The 15,248-nt window shown below is 71.6% G+C and carries 12 protein-coding genes; 8 read left to right on the top strand and 4 right to left on the bottom strand.

Features of this window, described 5'->3' with window-relative positions; translation table 11 throughout:
- Positions 1 to 21: 21 nt before the first annotated feature.
- Positions 22 to 1,539 carry a DUF1349 domain-containing protein gene (locus tag FED44_RS09235; RefSeq protein ID WP_138460401.1) on the bottom strand — a complete coding sequence of 506 codons (1,518 nt, stop codon included), beginning with the start codon at positions 1,537 to 1,539 and terminating at the stop codon, positions 22 to 24.
- A 139-nt stretch (positions 1,540 to 1,678) separates the two neighbouring features.
- Here FED44_RS09235 and FED44_RS09230 point away from each other — a divergent pair, with 139 nt between their 5' ends.
- From FED44_RS09230 to FED44_RS09200, 7 genes are all read left to right on the top strand, one after another.
- The gene (locus tag FED44_RS09230) at positions 1,679 to 2,341 is read left to right on the top strand and encodes a response regulator transcription factor (RefSeq protein ID WP_111701686.1); all 663 of its coding nucleotides are present in this window, start codon (positions 1,679 to 1,681) and stop codon (positions 2,339 to 2,341) included.
- A complete protein-coding gene (locus tag FED44_RS09225; RefSeq protein WP_138460400.1) occupies positions 2,338 to 3,453 on the top strand; it encodes a sensor histidine kinase in 1,116 nt (371 codons plus the stop codon). Before FED44_RS09230 ends, FED44_RS09225 begins: the two co-directional genes overlap by 4 nt.
- Positions 3,454 to 3,549: 96 nt before the next feature.
- Positions 3,550 to 4,683: a methyltransferase domain-containing protein gene (locus FED44_RS09220; RefSeq protein ID WP_138460399.1), complete on the top strand. Its 1,134-nt coding sequence runs from the start codon at positions 3,550 to 3,552 to the stop codon at positions 4,681 to 4,683.
- 179 nt (positions 4,684 to 4,862) lie between these two features.
- The gene (locus FED44_RS09215) at positions 4,863 to 7,325 is read left to right on the top strand and encodes a tetratricopeptide repeat protein (protein ID WP_138460398.1); all 2,463 of its coding nucleotides are present in this window, start codon (positions 4,863 to 4,865) and stop codon (positions 7,323 to 7,325) included.
- Between the two features lie 47 nt (positions 7,326 to 7,372).
- The gene (locus FED44_RS09210; RefSeq protein ID WP_138460397.1) at positions 7,373 to 8,500 is read left to right on the top strand and encodes a winged helix DNA-binding domain-containing protein; all 1,128 of its coding nucleotides are present in this window, start codon (positions 7,373 to 7,375) and stop codon (positions 8,498 to 8,500) included.
- 55 nt (positions 8,501 to 8,555) lie between these two features.
- Positions 8,556 to 9,503 carry a TolB-like translocation protein gene (locus FED44_RS09205; protein WP_111701691.1) on the top strand — a complete coding sequence of 316 codons (948 nt, stop codon included), beginning with the start codon at positions 8,556 to 8,558 and terminating at the stop codon, positions 9,501 to 9,503.
- A gap of 183 nt (positions 9,504 to 9,686) precedes the next feature.
- Entirely contained in the window at positions 9,687 to 11,003 is a 1,317-nt protein-coding gene (locus tag FED44_RS09200; RefSeq protein ID WP_138460396.1) for an AbrB family transcriptional regulator, read from the top strand.
- A gap of 2 nt (positions 11,004 to 11,005) precedes the next feature.
- On the opposite strand, the gene FED44_RS09195 is transcribed toward FED44_RS09200, so the two are convergent.
- Both FED44_RS09195 and FED44_RS09190 read right to left on the bottom strand, forming a co-directional pair.
- Entirely contained in the window at positions 11,006 to 11,761 is a 756-nt protein-coding gene (locus FED44_RS09195) for a hypothetical protein (protein WP_138460395.1), read from the bottom strand.
- A gap of 239 nt (positions 11,762 to 12,000) precedes the next feature.
- Positions 12,001 to 13,515, bottom strand: coding sequence for an LCP family protein (locus FED44_RS09190; RefSeq protein ID WP_138460394.1), 1,515 nt, complete (start codon positions 13,513 to 13,515; stop codon positions 12,001 to 12,003).
- A gap of 54 nt (positions 13,516 to 13,569) precedes the next feature.
- Between FED44_RS09190 and FED44_RS09185 the strand changes: the two genes are divergently transcribed.
- Complete coding sequence (locus FED44_RS09185) at positions 13,570 to 14,628, top strand: glycosyltransferase family 2 protein (RefSeq protein WP_111701696.1); 1,059 nt, start codon at positions 13,570 to 13,572, stop codon at positions 14,626 to 14,628.
- Here FED44_RS09185 and FED44_RS09180 read toward each other — a convergent pair.
- Positions 14,605 to 15,219 carry a Uma2 family endonuclease gene (locus FED44_RS09180; RefSeq protein ID WP_138460393.1) on the bottom strand — a complete coding sequence of 205 codons (615 nt, stop codon included), beginning with the start codon at positions 15,217 to 15,219 and terminating at the stop codon, positions 14,605 to 14,607. The two genes, FED44_RS09185 and FED44_RS09180, sit on opposite strands and share 24 nt — an antisense overlap.
- Positions 15,220 to 15,248 lie beyond the last annotated feature (29 nt).

Raw genomic sequence — 15,248 nt, 5'->3', positions numbered from 1 at the left:
GTGGCGGCGCTTCTCGCATCCTCAGGTGAGCGGGCCCTGACGAGGCACTTCTCCGCGGCGTACGGCTGTCGCCGCCGCTAGGGCGAGGGCGGCGTATCCGCAGGTGACGGCCAAGCCCGCCCATGGCGGAAGCGGGTAGTAGCCACCGAGCAGTAAAGGGCTCACGTCCACGTGCGCGAACGTGGGGACGCTCTGCGTGATCGCGAAACCGGCGGCCGGGGTGATCGCCAGCAGCCATGACGGCAGGCCCACGGTGGCCAGCAGGTAGGGCACGACGACCAGCGCGACGGCCAGCCCGACGGCGACGACGGCCCGTCTGACCAGCGCGGCGAGACCCAGAGCCAGTACGGCGGCGGCCGCGGTCAGCGCCGCGTAGCCGACGATCACCCGGAGTTCGGTGCTCAGGGGGATCGGCTGGACCGGGTTCTGGTGGGCACGCAGTATCGCCAGGCCGACGGGGACCACGACCCCCGCGGCCACCAGCCCCGCCGCGAACGCGACCGCGCCGACCACGATGGCCTTGGCCGCCAGCGGCCGCGCCGGCTGCTGCAGGGTCCTGATCTGAGCGCGCCGGTGCTCCGCCGTGAGGAACGTGACCGCCGCCACGAGCACCGGGATCAGCCCCAGGGCCCCGCCGGTCAGCATGAGGTCGGCGCGTACGCCGCCCTCCATCGTGGCGGGCCCGATGTCGCCGCCCCCGGTCACGACGAACCTGCCGCCGGACTCGACGGCCCCGCCCGGGTGGTGCGGGGTCCTGCCGTCGGGCTCCATGACGACGCCGACGTCGTCGCGGCGCCACGGACCGTCGGCGCCCCGCAGCGTGATCTGGTCGAACGTGGCGGTGGCCTGGGCGAAGGCCTCTGCCGTCTCCCACAACACCCCTGGCGAGGTGGCGAACAGCCCGATCTCGACCGTCTCGGGGAGCCCGGTCAGCGTGACCGTGCCGATTTCGGTCCACGTCCTGCCGTCGTCCGACTCGTAGCCGGTGACGGTCTCGCCCGACCTGGTCAGCCGCAGCCACCGCGGGCCGTCGTGAGGATCACCGGCCACGTCGTGGGTGTAGTCGTACTGCATCCGTACGCCGTGCTCTCCGGTGAGCATCACGGCGGCGTACGGTGTGCCCTGCGTGAGGCTCTGCCTGACCAGGAGCCCGGCCTTCGCCCAGGGCACCACCCCCTCCTTGACGTTGCGCACTCCGGGGACGGCGTCCGGCAGCCGCATCTGCCCGGTCAGGTCCGACACTCGGGCGGTGATGGTGCCGTTCCCCCTGAGCGGCTGGTGCACGAAGTAGTACTTGTCCCTGACCGCCGTGCCATCGGGGCCTACCAGAGGCGCGGGGCAGGGGCCCTCGCCCTTCCCGGTCACGCACGTGCTGCGGACGCCCCCGGCGATCAGCAGTCCGAGCGACACGGTGACCAGCACGGAGGCCGCCATGGCGAGCACCCAGCCACGCCTGGTGCGGAACCTGGTCCACTCCGCGTACAGCGCCCGGGGGAAACCGTCCTGCCGGCCGAGCCGGCGAGGCTTCAGTGGATTCATGGCGACGGTTGTACGGGGCGCCCGGTTCCAGCCGGGTCGCGGCCGCCGCGACCCGGCTGCGACCGGGGAACTGGCATCGTGGAGACATGGCACCTCGACCCGGCCGCCCCGCCCGCACTACGGCCGGCGGTGAGCGGCGGTGAGGGTCCTCGTCGTCGAAGACTTCGAGGTCCTCGCCCGCTCCATCGGAACCGGACTGCGCCGCGAGGGCATGGCCGTCGACGTCGTCCTGGACGGAACCGCCGCCATCGACCGCCTGACCGTCACCCGCTACGACGTGGTGATCCTCGACCGCGACCTGCCCGGTGTCCACGGGGACGAGATCTGCCGGCGACTCGCCGGCGGCCGCTGCGAGACCCGCGTACTGATGCTCACCGCCTCCGGCACGATCGAGGACCGCGTCGACGGGCTCGGCCTCGGCGCCGACGACTACCTGCCCAAGCCGTTCGCGTTCGCCGAACTGGTCGCCCGCGTCCGCGCCCTGGCCCGCCGCGCCACCCCGCCGCTGCCGCCCACCCTGGCATGCGGGGACATCACCCTCGATCCGGCCCGCCGTGTCGCGTCCCGGGCCGGTCGGCGCCTCGACCTGAGCCCCAGGGAGTTCGCCCTGCTCGAATGCCTGCTCGCCGTACCCGGCCTGGTCATCTCTGCCGAGGAACTGCTCGAACGCGTGTGGGACGAGGCCGCCGACCCCTTCAGCAGCGCCGTCAAGCACACCATGCACCGGTTGAGGGTCAAGCTCGGCGACCCGCCCGTGATCGAGACCATCCGCGAAGGCGGCTACCGCATCGGACCGGCATGACCTCCCGGCGACTCACCAGAAGGTCCCTGCGGAAGCGGCTCGCACTCGTCTACGCGGCGGGCGTCTACGCCGCCGGAGTCCTGGTGCTCGTCTTCGTCGACCTCCCGCTCGCCGGCATCCAGGAGACCAGACCCGCGGGCCTGCCCGAACCGGGCACCGTCACCGAGACGGAGTCCGGGATCGGCCTGCCCCAACTCCTCACCGGGTCCGCCGTCGCCCTGGTCGTCCTGGTTCCCGTCGCCCTGGCCCTCGGCTGGTACGTCGCCGGCCGGTTCCTGGACCCGCTGCGCGCCATCACCGCCACGGCCAAGATCATCTCTGCCGGGAACCTCCACCGGCGCCTGGACCTCGGCGAGCCCACGGACGAGCTGACCGAACTCGGTCACACCCTGGACGACCTTTTCGCCCGGCTCGAAGCCTCCTTCGACGCCCAGCGCCACTTCGTCGCCAACGCCTCCCACGAGTTGCGCACCCCTCTCGCCGGCCTGCGCACCCTCCTCGAAGTCGCCCTCGCCGACCCCGACGCCGACGCCGACGCCCTGCGCTCGGCCTGCCAGGAGGCCCTCGCTCTGGGCGGATACCAGGAGCGGCTCGTCGAAGCACTGCTCGCCCTGGCCACCAGCGAGCGCGGTGTCACCCGATGGGACACCCTCGACCTCGCCGACGTCGCCGGAGGAGTGCTCGCCTCCCGCCGTGACCAGGCGACGCGGAGAGGCGTCGACCTCGCCGGCCACCTGACGCCCGCGGTGACGGCCGGGGACCCCGGACTGCTCGAAAGCCTCGTCGCCAACCTCGTCGACAACGCCATCCGCCACAACCACGCAGGCGGGCACGTGAAGGTCACGACGCGGACCTCCGGCACGCAGGTGGCCCTCACAGTCGTCAACAGCGGGCCGGTCGTCCCTGAGGACCAGATCCAGCGCCTTTTCCAACCCTTCCAGAAACTGGCGCCAGAACGGCACGGCCGCGACGGGTACGGCCTCGGCCTCGCCATCGTCAGCGCCGTCACCCAGGCTCACCACGCCACCCTGGCCGCCCGCGCACGCCCCGAAGGCGGCCTGTCCATCACCGTGCGGTTCACGCACGGCTCCCCTCCAAGCCAGGGACAATGAGGGCGCCGGACCGGTGAAGGAGGGCGGGGACCGTGTGACGCCGGACCGGCCCGCTTGTGACCCGCGCTTCCGCGACCCGGACACGACGAGGGAACGATGACCTGGGAACAGCACGCCGCACGGCTCGCCGCCGACGTCACCCGGCCCGCCTCGCGCTGGCGCGGCCCGGTGGCCACCACGCCGCGCCAGTTGTTCGTCCCGAGATGGTGGGAACACCGCGGCGGACTCTGGACGCTGCGGGACGGGCCGGCCGACGAGCGGGAATGGCTGAAGGCGGCCTTCTCCGACGTGTCGCTCGTGACCCGGGTCGGGTCGTCACACGCCGACCACGCCACGGGCGAGGATCACCCGGCCGGACTGCCGACGTCGTCCTCGACTCTGCCCGGCCTGGCCGTGCGCATGTACCAGCACGCCGACATCCAGGACGGCGTCGACGTGCTCGACGTCGGTGTCGGCTCCGGGTACGGCGCCGCGTTGCTCACCCGGCGGCTCGGCGATCGGCACGTGACGAGCGTGGACCTGGACGCCTACCTGACCGAGGCCGCGACCGAGCGGCTCGACAGGATCGGCCTGCACCCGCGGGTCGTCACCTGTGACGCCACCGGGCCCCTGCCGGGGACGTTCGACCGCATCGCGGCCATGGTGTCCGTACGGCCGGTCCCGGCGAGCTGGCTGGCGGCGCTGCGTCCCGGTGGGCGCCTGGTCACGACGATCGCGAACACGATGATCATCATCGTCGCGGACAGGACCGACGACGGCGGCGCCTTCGGGCGGGTGCAGTGGGACCGGGCGGGGTTCATGACGACCCGGCACGGCGAGGACTACCCGCCCGGGCTCAGCGCTAGGTTCGAGGAGATCCGCGACCAGGACGGCGAGGACGTCGGACGCGGCCGGTACCCGATGGTCGAGGTGATCGAGGCGTGGGAGCTCCGGTCCATGCTGGAGGTGACCGCTCCCGGCATCTCGCACTGGTTCGAGGCGGGTGACGACGGCCGGCGGACGGCGTGGATGGTCCACGCGGACGGCTCCTGGGCGCGTGCCGAGGGCGTTCGCGACGAGGCCCCGCTCGTCCACCAGGGCGGGCCGCGGCGTCTTTGGGACATTCTCGACCAGATCCGCCATCAGTGGCTCGTCGACGGCAGCCTGCCCCTGTACGGGGCATGGGCCACCATCAGCCCTGATGGCGCGATCCGGCTGGAGCGCGGGCGGTGGCAGGCCACCATCGCCTGACCGGCCGCCCCGCTGTGAGCACCGCCCTCTTCGCGAATCCTGATATAGCCCCCGCAACGTGACCACGGGCTGATTCGGGCGGTTATGCAAGTAATTCCCGCCGATTGCGGAGAAGGGCGCTCCGTTGCGATTTCTCATGAGTAGCCACACGTTTTCAGAGTGCGGTTCATCATGAATCCATGAGGCGCGGGTGGCGGATAGCGGGCGGAACGGTCGCGGGCCTCGCCCTGGTGGCGCTGGGAGCGCTGCTGTTCAGGGCCGGTCTTGACGACGCCGACAAATGGGCCAGCGTCATCGGTGTGTTCGTGGGGCTGCTCGGCCTGGGCCTTTCCGGGTACGGCGTGGTGCTCAGCCGCCGCGCTCTGCGGTCTGACCGTCAGGCCACAGGAGTGCGCGTGACCGCGTCCGGGCCGCGGATCGGCGCGCGAACCGCTGCCGCAAGTGCCTCCACCAGATACGGCGCGCGCCACCACGTGGCAGCCGAGCACGGGGGACACGACCTCCCCGCGCGTACCGAGATCGAGGCATCGGGCGACAGGGCGGTGGCCGCCGAGCACATCTGCGGAGTGGTGACCACGGGCGATCATTCACCCGTCGACAACCGGACGATCAAGCTGGAGCCGGGGACGCTGCGCGCTCCGGCCGAGGTGGACCTGCCGGCGAAGCTGACGAACGTCTCCGACGGCCCCGCCGCGGTGTTCGTCGGGCGGGAGAGCGCGCTGACCCTGCTCGACCACGAGCTGTCCGGGGACCGGGCGCGGGTGGTCATCGGTCAGGTGATCCACGGCCTGGGTGGTGTCGGCAAGACCGAACTGGCCCGCCAGTACGCCGCCGCCAACCGGGAGCGCTACCGGTTGGCCTGGTGGATCACCGCCGAGAACCCCGAGCGGATCCAGGCCGGTCTGACCGAGCTGGCCGAACGGCTGCACCCGCCGACGGCGTCGGCCCTGACCAGGGATCAGGCGGCCGACTGGGCGCGGGGGTGGCTGCAGGCCCATGAAGACTGGCTGCTGGTGCTCGACAACGTCGAGGATCCGGCGCATGTGCGAGACCTGCTGGGCCAGCTCCACACCGGGCACATCCTGGTCACCACACGGCGGCTGGTGCGCTGGCCCGGCGGCGTACGGCCGCTCCGCCTGGAGGTGCTCGACAAGGTCGCGGCGACCGAGCTGATCGCGGCGGTGGGCGAGCGGGACCGGCCCGGCGATCGGCCCGCGATCGAGGCGATCGCCGCGGAGCTGGGGCATCTGCCGCTGGCGCTGGAACAGGCCGGCGCATACATCCGCGAGTCCCGCATCAGCCCCGATGGGTATCTGTCCCTGTTGACGGCTCGTCCCGCGCACATGTACGCCGCACTTCCCGAGGGAGGAGAGGCCGAGCGGACCATCGCCCGGCTCTGGCGCGTCCACCTGGACACCATCGGCGAGCGCGATCCCTACGCGGTGCGTCTGCTGCGGGTGCTGGCCTGCTACGCCCCCGACGACATACCCCGTGACATCCTGGGCGACGACGACAGGCCCATGGTGCTGGACGCGCTGCGGCTGCTGCACTCCTACAGCCTCGTCACGCTGACCGAGGACACGGTCTCCGTCCACCGGCTCGTGCAGGCGGTGGTCGCGGGCGAGGACCAGACGAGGACGGCCTCTGAGGAGGGGCCCGCCCCGGACCTCGCGCTGGCCTGGCTGGCCGGCGCCTGGACGGCTTCGGCGAGGCTGTCCCCCTCCGCCAGGCGCCTTCGCCGGCGGGTGTTGAGCCCTCACGTGGAGAGCCTGGTCCGTCATCACTCCATCGGAGGCGAACCCCGGGAACACGACCAGATCTTCCGCGAAGCCGCCCGTCACGAACTCGACGAGGGCAACTACCGGCGCGCTCGCACCTTCGCGTCCCACGCTCTGGCGATCGACAGGGCGACCCTGGGTGCGGAGCATCCGTACACGCTGGGCAGCCGGGGCAACCTCGCGACGGTGCTGATGAGCCTGGGGCGACTGGAGGAGGCCGAGACCGAGAGCCGGGCCGTGCTGGAGGCACACCACCGGGTTCTCGGCGAGGAGCATCCGCACACGTTGAAGAGCCGAGGCATCCTCGCGACCGTGCTGCGCAAGCTGGGGCGACTGGAGGAGGCCGAGGCCGAGCTTCGGGCGGCGCTGGAGACGCAGCGCCGCGTTCTGGGCGAGGAGCACCCGGACACGCTGGACAGCCGGAGCTCTCTCGCGATCGTGCTGCGGGGGCTGGGACGACTGGAGGAGGCCGAGGCCGAGCAACGGGCGGAGCTGGAGATCTGCCGCCGGGTTCTGGGCGAAGAGCATCCGGACACGTTGAAGAGCCGGGGCAACCTCGCGAACGTGCTTTCGACGCAGGGGCGGTTGGAGGAGGCCGAGGCGGAGAACCGGGTGGTGCTGGAGGCGCAGCGCCGGGTTCTGGGTGAGGAGCATCCGGACGCTCTCGCCGCCCGGGGCAATTTCGCCACCGTGCTGTGTGAGCGGGGGCGGTTGGAGGAGGCCGAGGCCGAGAATCGGGCGGTGCTGGAGGCGCAGCGCCGGGTTCTGGGTGAGGAGCACCCCGACACCCTCATCACCCGGGGCAACCTCGCGATCGTGCTGCGCAGGCTGGGACGGCCGGAGGAGGCCGAGGCGCTCTCGTAGAGCGCCGATCCGCGAAGGCGCGGGGTCCGTTACAGTCCTTGTGCACCATGACAATCACGGCACAGGACCTCAACCGCGCCACGCTCGCCCGGCAACTGCTGCTGCGGCGGGAGCCGGTCGGCGTCGTCGACGCGGTCCGGCGTGTGGTCGCGCTACAGGCGCAGCAGCCCGCCTCACCGTACATCGCGTTGTGGAACCGGCTCGCCGCCTTCGACCCGGCCGACCTCGACGTGGCGTTCGCCGGGCGGGCGCTGGTCAAGGCGACGCTGATGCGGATCACGCTGCACGTGGTGCACGCCGACGACCACCCGGCCATCCACACGGCCATGCAGCCGACGCTGCGCGGCGCGAGGCTCGGCGACCGCCGCTTCAAGGAGAGCGGTCTCGGGGCCGCCGACGCCGACGCGCTCCTCCCGGATCTGCTGGAGTTCGCGGATCGCCCCCGCACCAACGCCGAGGTCCAGGCCTGGCTCGCCGTCCCGCCGCAGGGCGTGTGGTGGGCGGTGCGGTCGTTCGCGCCGCTGCTGCACGTTCCGATGGGCGGGCCGTGGTCGTTCGGCCCACGGCCGTCGTACATCGCGTCGGGGACGCCGCCGGCGCCGTACGACAGGGACCTGTCCGACAAGTACCTGCAGACGCTGGTCACCCGCTACCTGGAGGGCTTCGGTCCCGCGTCCGTGGCGGACGTGGCGCAGTTCGCCCTGGTGCAGCGGTCCAGGGTCCGCGACGCGCTGGGCGCCCTCTCCGCCGTACTGGAGCGGGTGGAGGGGCCCGGCGGCGCGGAGTTGTACGACGTTCCGGGCGCGCCGCGGCCCGCCGCGGACACCCCCGCCCCTCCCCGGCTGATGGCCATGTGGGACAGCGTCCTGCTGGCGTACGCCGACCGGAGCCGCGTCCTCCCGCCGGAGTACCGCAGGCTCGTGATCCGGACGAACGGTGACGTGCTGCCGACGCTCCTGGTCGACGGGTACGTCGCGGGGGTGTGGCGCCAGGTCGAGGGCGGAATCGAGGCGACCGCCTTCCACCCGTTGCCGGCCGAGGCGTGGGAGGGGCTCGCCGAGGAGGCCCGGGCGTTGGTGGCGCTGCTGACCGGCCGGGACACCCGGCTCTACCGCGCCTACGACCGCTGGTGGGCCGACCTGCCCGCCGCAGAGGTGCGGGTTCTCCCCGGCTGAACCATCTCTTGCTTTCTGCAACCGAACGTCCGTGACGGTGTGCGAAGATGCCGGAATGCCGTACCGGGTACTCCTGGCCGCGGTCGTGACCGCCGCCCCACTCACGATCACTCCCCATGCCGAGGCCGCAGCGGCCAAGCCGGTGATCCGCTACGCCGGGCTCGGTTCCTGCCTGCAGAGCGACGGCGGCCGGCACGCGTGCGGGCCGTTGAAGCTGTGGCTGAGCAACGGCCGCGTCGTCGCGCTCCCGGGCGCGCGCAGGACGGTGGGCGACGACGAGTACGTCGCCGCCGCCGTCGTCGCGGTCTCCCAGGACGGCGCCCAGGCGGCGTACTTCGGGGGGAAGGACGGCGTGCTCACGATCTGGACGGCCGCCACCGGCAGGGCGCGCGAGATCCCCCGGGTGACCTGGCCGGACGACCTCCAGATGAACGCGCTGACCCTCTCTCCGGGTGGGCGGTTCGTCAGCATGCGCGGCGTCGACGCCTCCGAATGGGAGGTCGACCGGGTCGCCGACACGACCACCGGGAAGGTCTTCACCCTGCCCAGGGGATACCAGACCTGGGACTTCGGCCCCGACGGCAGACGGATGATGGCGGGGAACAACCGCACGGCGGTGCTCTACTCGACCGGCACGTGGTCGGTGAAGCTGCGGCGCTCCGTCTACATGCGGGGCGACCTCGGCCCCGACGGCGTCACCGTGGCCGCCACCAAGTGGACGAAGACCGGCAAGTCCGTCCGGAACATGGTAGTCACCCGCAACCTCGCCACCGGCAAGAAGAGCACGATCACCATCCGGCTCCGTACGGGGGAGGACGCTCTGCGGGCGCGCTGGGACAAGGCCGGTCACATCGACGTCCTGACCCGCTCCGACCGCCGGGTCGGCGGCGAGGAGCGCAGGCTCCACACCTGGTACCGGTTGAACCGGTCGACGCACCGGTTGACGCGGATCGACTCCTTCGTGATCCCGTCCTCCGTGGGAGGCTACGTCCTCCCCACCTGACGGTCCGGCACCGGACCATGTCCTCGCGGGTCCGGGCCATCGGCCTTCCCACGCGTCCCCGGCGTTTCTCCGCTCCCGCTGATGACGATAAGAACGGGCAATTCTCACCGTGGCATTGCCGGGTCATGCGGTGGCTTTACCCGCGATGCCGCATCGTTGAGAGTGCTCAGCGGTTCTCAATCCATGCCAATTCGGACAGACGGCTCTCGTGATCAGGCCTGTCCGGCGACCGGGGCGTCCTCCAGGAGCTCCCCGAGGGCGAGCCGTACGGTCCGGACCTGCCCGCGTCTCGTACGGGCGCTCCGCTGGCCGGCCGCGCTCGCGGCGGGGGGTCTCGCGGCCGAGGCGATGGGACAGCGGATCCCCGCGCCGCACCTGCTCGTGCCGATGGCGCTGGGCCTCTGCCTGGCCCTCACCGGCGTGATGCCCGACAAGGCGCCGCGGTGGGCGAACCGGGTGGCCCAGGCGCTCCTCGGGGTCCTGCTGGGCACGCACCTGAACCCGCAAGCCCTGGGTGACACCGCCGGTGCGGTCGTCCCGCTCACCACCGTCACAGGAGCCGCCGTCGTCATGGGCGTCGGCGCGGCGGCGATCCTCGCCCGCCGCGCCGGGGTCGACCGGGCGAGCGCGACCCTGGGCATGGTGGCGGGGGGTTCCACCGCCGTGGTCGCCTCCGCCGAGGAGCTCGGCGCGGACACCCGGCTCGTCGCGTTCATGCAGTACTTACGGGTCGGCCTGGTCGCGGCCACCGCTCCGGTGATCATCGACTGGGTCGCCGGCGGAACGAGCGCGCGCGAGGCGCCGGTCGCCACTCGTGAGTGGGGGCGGTTCGTCGCGGGCGACCATCAGGGGGTGGGGCTCCTGCTCCTGGCGGCCGTCGCGGCCCTCGGCGTGTTCCTGGGCAGGAAGACGCGGCTGCCGTGCCCGGCGCTGCTCGGCCCGATGCTCCTCACCGCCGTGGGCACGGCGCTGGTCACGTCGACCGGCACGCTGACGGAGATCGTCCCGATGGACGCGCCGCCGGCGTACGCCCCGGCGGGCGCGCTGAGAACGGCCCTGTTCACCCTGGTGGGCCTCGACGTGGGCCTGCGTTTCACCCGGCACACGCTGCGCAGGGTGCGCTCGCTGCTGCCGGTGCTCCTGGCCCTGACGGCGGTGGTGAGCGGGGGATGCGCCGTGCTGGCGGCCGGCCTGGCGCGGATCCTGGACATCCCGTTCTCCGACGCCTACCTGGCCACCACGCCCGGCGGGATCAACGCCGTGCTGACCACAGCCGTCGTCACCGACGCCGACGTGTCCCTGATCTCCGGCGTGCAGAGCTTCAGGCTCTTCCTCATGGCGCTGCTCGCGCCCCTGCTGGTCCGGTTCGCCCTGTCCGTGCTCCGTGGCCCCGCGCGGCCCCGCCGGACCCCCGCGCCCGCGCCGCCGAGGCGGCCGGGACGGGCTCGCGCCGCCACTCGTCGAGAGCTGCGGTGCGGAGATCACGTCGGCTGTCAGTGATCTCAGGGTAAGGATGTGGACAGCAGTGAGACGAAACCGAGCAGGACCAGGAGGAAGACCAGGGCCGCCACGCCGTACACGACGTTCATCGCGACGGTCCCCGCGAGGGCGAAGGCGATCGCGGCCAGGACCTGCACGACGAACAGAAGCAGGTCGATCACGCCGAGGACGATCGCGACGACGAGGCGGACCAGGAACCACACGAATCCCAGCGGAGGCCAGTCGTGCATGGTGGAGTCGTCGTACGCCCACCGTGACCACGAGAACGGGCGGTGGAAGGTCGTCTGCCAGTACTCGGTCCACTTGTGGATGACACCGGTGCCCTTCTGGACGGGCACCCGTTCCGCTTTCTTGAATTCGATCGTCTTGGCGGTCCCCCGGAGGACTTCGATGACCACGCGCTGGTCGTCGACCGAGAAGTCGGCGGTGCCGTCGACCACTGCGTGGAACGTTCCGGCGCCACTCTTGACCCGGTAGACGTCGTCGACCGAGGCGCGCTTGTCCCGGAAGATGACATAGATGGATCTGCCGCCGGTGTCGGGCAGGGGAAGGCCGGCGTTCAGTTCGATTTTGCCGACGGGCGTGACGAGGCCGACGTCGCCCTCCACGCCGACGTCCCCGTCCGACCATTTCAGTTTCACGGGCAGGACGGTCGGTTGAAAAGTGATCTCAGTGGTCTCGTCCGTGCAGGCGGCGGGGGCCGCGAGGATCATCAGTACCGCGATGACGCGCACCGCCAGCCGCAGGGGGTCTGACATGGGAGTGCTCCGTGGTCACGTCGCCGTTCGACATCTGTTGTCCGCGCACTCGTCGGTCGTCACCTTCGATGCGGACGATCGGCCCCGATTCCGTCGTCTTCATGGTTCGGTCGCCTGGTTCAACGTGCGGAGCGTTATGCGGGTTCCGAGAATTCCCGGAGGTGCGTTCAGTGCCGTCTGGTGTATGAGTTATCCACGAACCGGTATTCCGATGTGCCTTTCACCGTGGCCGGCGGGGATTACTTCTTGCAGATGTTCTGGGTCGCGGTGCGGGCCGAGGGGGTCGCCACGGGCGTGGAGGCAGGGGTCCCGGTGGAGGACGCGGTGGGGGCCGCCGTCACGGTCACTTTCTTCACGTCGTGGTTCTTCTGGCCCACGACCACCTCGATGCCGGTCACGTCCGGCTGCTCGCGCAGTTCGGCTCCCGGGATGGCGGCGGCCACCGTACGGGCCGAGTCCTCGCGGCCGGGCGGGTAGCGCACGACCGTGTTCGCGAAGTCGCGCCGGGCCGTGTCGCCGGGGGGCGACGGCACCATGAACCCCGCCTCGACGAGCTTGGCCTTCGTGGCCGCGCCGAGGCCGGTGACGAGCGTGCCGTTGAGCACCTTGACCGAGATCCGCGCGGGCGGGATGGTGAGCGCCCCCGGCGAGGCCGCGGGACTCGCCGGGGCCGTGGGGGAGGCCGACGGCTTCGCGGACGCGGACGCCTTCGCCGACGGCTCCACGAGGGGCTGGTCGGCGTCGAGGCGCCGGAACAGCTCACGGGCGGCCGGCTTGTCCCACAGCACCGCCGACTCGCCCGTGGGCGAGCGGTAGTTAACGTCGGCCAGCGGCACGGTCGCGAACGACACGTCGTCGGTGGAGACGTCCCTGAACTGGCTGACCATGCCGAGCAGGTCCTTCTGCAGGGCCGGGTCCACCGTGAGCGTCTTGAACGTGGAGTCGAGGAACCCGGCGAGCTTGGCCGGGTTGGCCAGCGTGCCGCCGCTCAGCGCCTTGTCGAGCAGCGCCGAGACGACCTGCTGCTGCCGGTCGATGCGGTCGAGGTCGGACCGGGCCGTGGCCCTCGTGCGGGCGTACGCGAGCGCGTTGACCCCGTCCAGGGTGTACGTCCCCGGCCGCAGGTTGAGCTTCGTCTTGGAGTCGTCGATGGCCACCGGCGTGCAGACGGTGACGCCGCCGAGCGACTCCACGACGCCGATGAACCCGAGGACGTTCACCTCGACGTAGTGGTTGATGCGCAGGCCGGTCACCTGCTCCACCGTCTTGACGGTCAGCTTCGGCCCGCCGAACTGGTACGCGGAGTTGATCTTGTGGTCGCCCTTGCCGGGGATCGTCGTCCAGGTGTCCCTCGGCAGGCTGACGACGGTCACTCTGCTGTGGTCCTCCGACAGGTGGAGCACCATCATCGTGTCGGTGCGCTCGCCGACGTCGCGGCCGAGGTGGAGCTGGACCTGCTGGCGCCTGCTCAGGTTGTCGCGCCTGTCCACGCCGACGAGCAGGATGTTCATCGCGCCCCGTGACGAGGTTTCGCTCGTGCCCGCGTCCACCGACTGGATGCGGTCGGAGGCGAAGTTGGGCACCGCCCACAGCACACCCGAGCCGACCAGCACGATCCCGGAGAGCGCGCCCGAGATGACCAGGGATCGGAGGTTGCTCCCGCGGCGGCGGGCGCGCTGTGCCGTCAGCCGCACTCCGCCGTACCCGTCGCCGCCTATACGGACGCCGGAGTCCTCCTGATCGTCGCCGGGCATTCCCGTCCTCCGGTTGCCGTCTCCACCCCTCCGTACAGTAGCGTGAGCGCCGCCATGAAGCCCTTTCCCGACTCGCGACAGTCGAGCCAGAATCCCGCGCGGAACTGGCCGCCGGTATCGGTGATCATGCCGGTGCTGAACGAGGAGCGGCACCTGCGCGACGCCGTCCGGCAGGTCCTCGAACAGGACTACGAGGGCCCTCTCGAGGTCGTCATCAGCGTGGGCCCGTCCCACGACCGCACCCAGGAGGTGGCCGACGCCATCGCGGCCGAGGACCGCCGCGTCGTCGTCGTGCCGAACCCCACCGGCCGCACGCCCAACGCGCTGAACGCCGCGATCGCCGCGTCCCGCAACCCGATCATCGCGCGGGTGGACGGGCACGCGATCCTGCCCCGCGACTACCTCCGTACGGCGGTCGAGACGCTGGAGCAGACCGGCGCCGACAACGTCGGCGGCATCATGGCCGCCGAGGGGATCACGCCGTTCGAGCAGGCGGTGGCCTGCGCCATGACCTCGAAGATCGGCGTGGGCAACGCCCGGTTCCACACGGGCGGGGAGGCCGGCCCGGCCGACACCGTCTACCTGGGCGTCTTCCGCCGCAGCGCGCTCGACCGGGTCGGCGGCTACGACGAGCACTTCCTGCGCGCGCAGGACTGGGAGATGAACCACCGCATCCGGGAGACCGGCGGGCTGGTGTGGTTCCAGCCGAGGATGCGCGTCACCTACCGTCCCCGGCCCAACGTGCGCGCCCTCGCCAAGCAGTACTTCCACTACGGCCGCTGGCGGCGGGTCGTCTCCCGCACCCACCAGGGCACGATCAACCTGCGTTACCTCGCCCCGCCCGCCGCCGTCGCGGCGATGGCGCTGGGCCTGGTGGTCTCGCCCGTCTTCTGGCCCGGCCTGCTCGTCCCCGGGGGCTACCTCGCGGCGATCGTCGCGGGCTCGGTCCTCACCGGCCGCGGGCTGCCCGGCGCCGCGCTCGTACGCCTTCCGGTGGTGTACGCCACCATGCACGTCTCGTGGGGGACGGGCTTCCTGACCAGCCCCCCGAAGCTCAGCAAGCCCCAGCCGCGTGCCGAGCGGGCAAGCCTAGACGACCTCTTCGAAGACTGAGGTGTCCAGCGTGCAGCCGATCGGGTGGGGGATGAGGATCTCCCGCCCGAACGGCACCGTCGAGGTCACCTGGTAAAGGCCCTCCTTCGGGTCGCTGTAGACCGTGACCGACGCCGGCGTCGTCAGCGGATCCACGAGCAGGAACACCGGGACCCCACCCCTGGCGTAGATCGCCGGCTTCTTGCCCCGGTCGTCCTCCGCGCTCCCCTTCGACACCACCTCGGCCACCAGCACCAGCCCCGAGGACAGCAGTTCGCGTTCCCCCCAGCGCGGGCAGTCCCTGGGGGCGAGGACGAAGTCCGGCTCGACCGGGTCCCGGCTGCCGTCGATGCAGACATCGACGTTGCCCGCCCAGGCTCGCCAGCCGCGCTCGTCCATCAGAGGGATGAACGCGCGGAACAGGTGCATGGCGGCTTGGCCGTGTTCGGGGGTGCCCACGGGGCTCACTATCAGTCTCCCGTCGATGATCTCGGTCCGCAGACCCGGAAGTGGGGGCAGCGAATCGAACAGCTCACGGGGAGTGCCGGGGAGCGGCCGGTCCGGTATGGGTGCAAGACCGGGACCGTGTGGCTTGCGTGAGGTCGCGACCATGGGTTCGCATCCCTTCGTGTCCGCGTCGA

This window comes from Microbispora triticiradicis (assembly GCF_005864065.1).
Taxonomy (GTDB): domain Bacteria; phylum Actinomycetota; class Actinomycetes; order Streptosporangiales; family Streptosporangiaceae; genus Microbispora; species Microbispora triticiradicis.
The sequence above is the reverse complement of the archived record's forward strand: the minus strand, read 5'-3'. Positions and strand labels throughout refer to the sequence as shown.

Excerpts from the sequence above, each read along its gene's own strand:
- FED44_RS09235 (WP_138460401.1), bottom strand. The coding sequence starts at position 1,539 with ATGAATCCACTGAAGCCTCGCCGGCTCGGCCGGCAGGACGGTTTCCCC.
- FED44_RS09220 (WP_138460399.1), top strand. The coding sequence starts at position 3,550 with ATGACCTGGGAACAGCACGCCGCACGGCTCGCCGCCGACGTCACCCGG.
- FED44_RS09195 (WP_138460395.1), bottom strand. The coding sequence starts at position 11,761 with ATGTCAGACCCCCTGCGGCTGGCGGTGCGCGTCATCGCGGTACTGATG.
- FED44_RS09200 (WP_138460396.1), top strand. The coding sequence starts at position 9,687 with ATGCCAATTCGGACAGACGGCTCTCGTGATCAGGCCTGTCCGGCGACC.
- FED44_RS09205 (WP_111701691.1), top strand. The coding sequence starts at position 8,556 with ATGCCGTACCGGGTACTCCTGGCCGCGGTCGTGACCGCCGCCCCACTC.
- FED44_RS09215 (WP_138460398.1), top strand. The coding sequence starts at position 4,863 with ATGAGGCGCGGGTGGCGGATAGCGGGCGGAACGGTCGCGGGCCTCGCC.
- FED44_RS09185 (WP_111701696.1), top strand. The coding sequence starts at position 13,570 with ATGAAGCCCTTTCCCGACTCGCGACAGTCGAGCCAGAATCCCGCGCGG.
- FED44_RS09210 (WP_138460397.1), top strand. The coding sequence starts at position 7,373 with ATGACAATCACGGCACAGGACCTCAACCGCGCCACGCTCGCCCGGCAA.
- FED44_RS09225 (WP_138460400.1), top strand. The coding sequence starts at position 2,338 with ATGACCTCCCGGCGACTCACCAGAAGGTCCCTGCGGAAGCGGCTCGCA.
- FED44_RS09180 (WP_138460393.1), bottom strand. The coding sequence starts at position 15,219 with ATGGTCGCGACCTCACGCAAGCCACACGGTCCCGGTCTTGCACCCATA.
- FED44_RS09190 (WP_138460394.1), bottom strand. The coding sequence starts at position 13,515 with ATGCCCGGCGACGATCAGGAGGACTCCGGCGTCCGTATAGGCGGCGAC.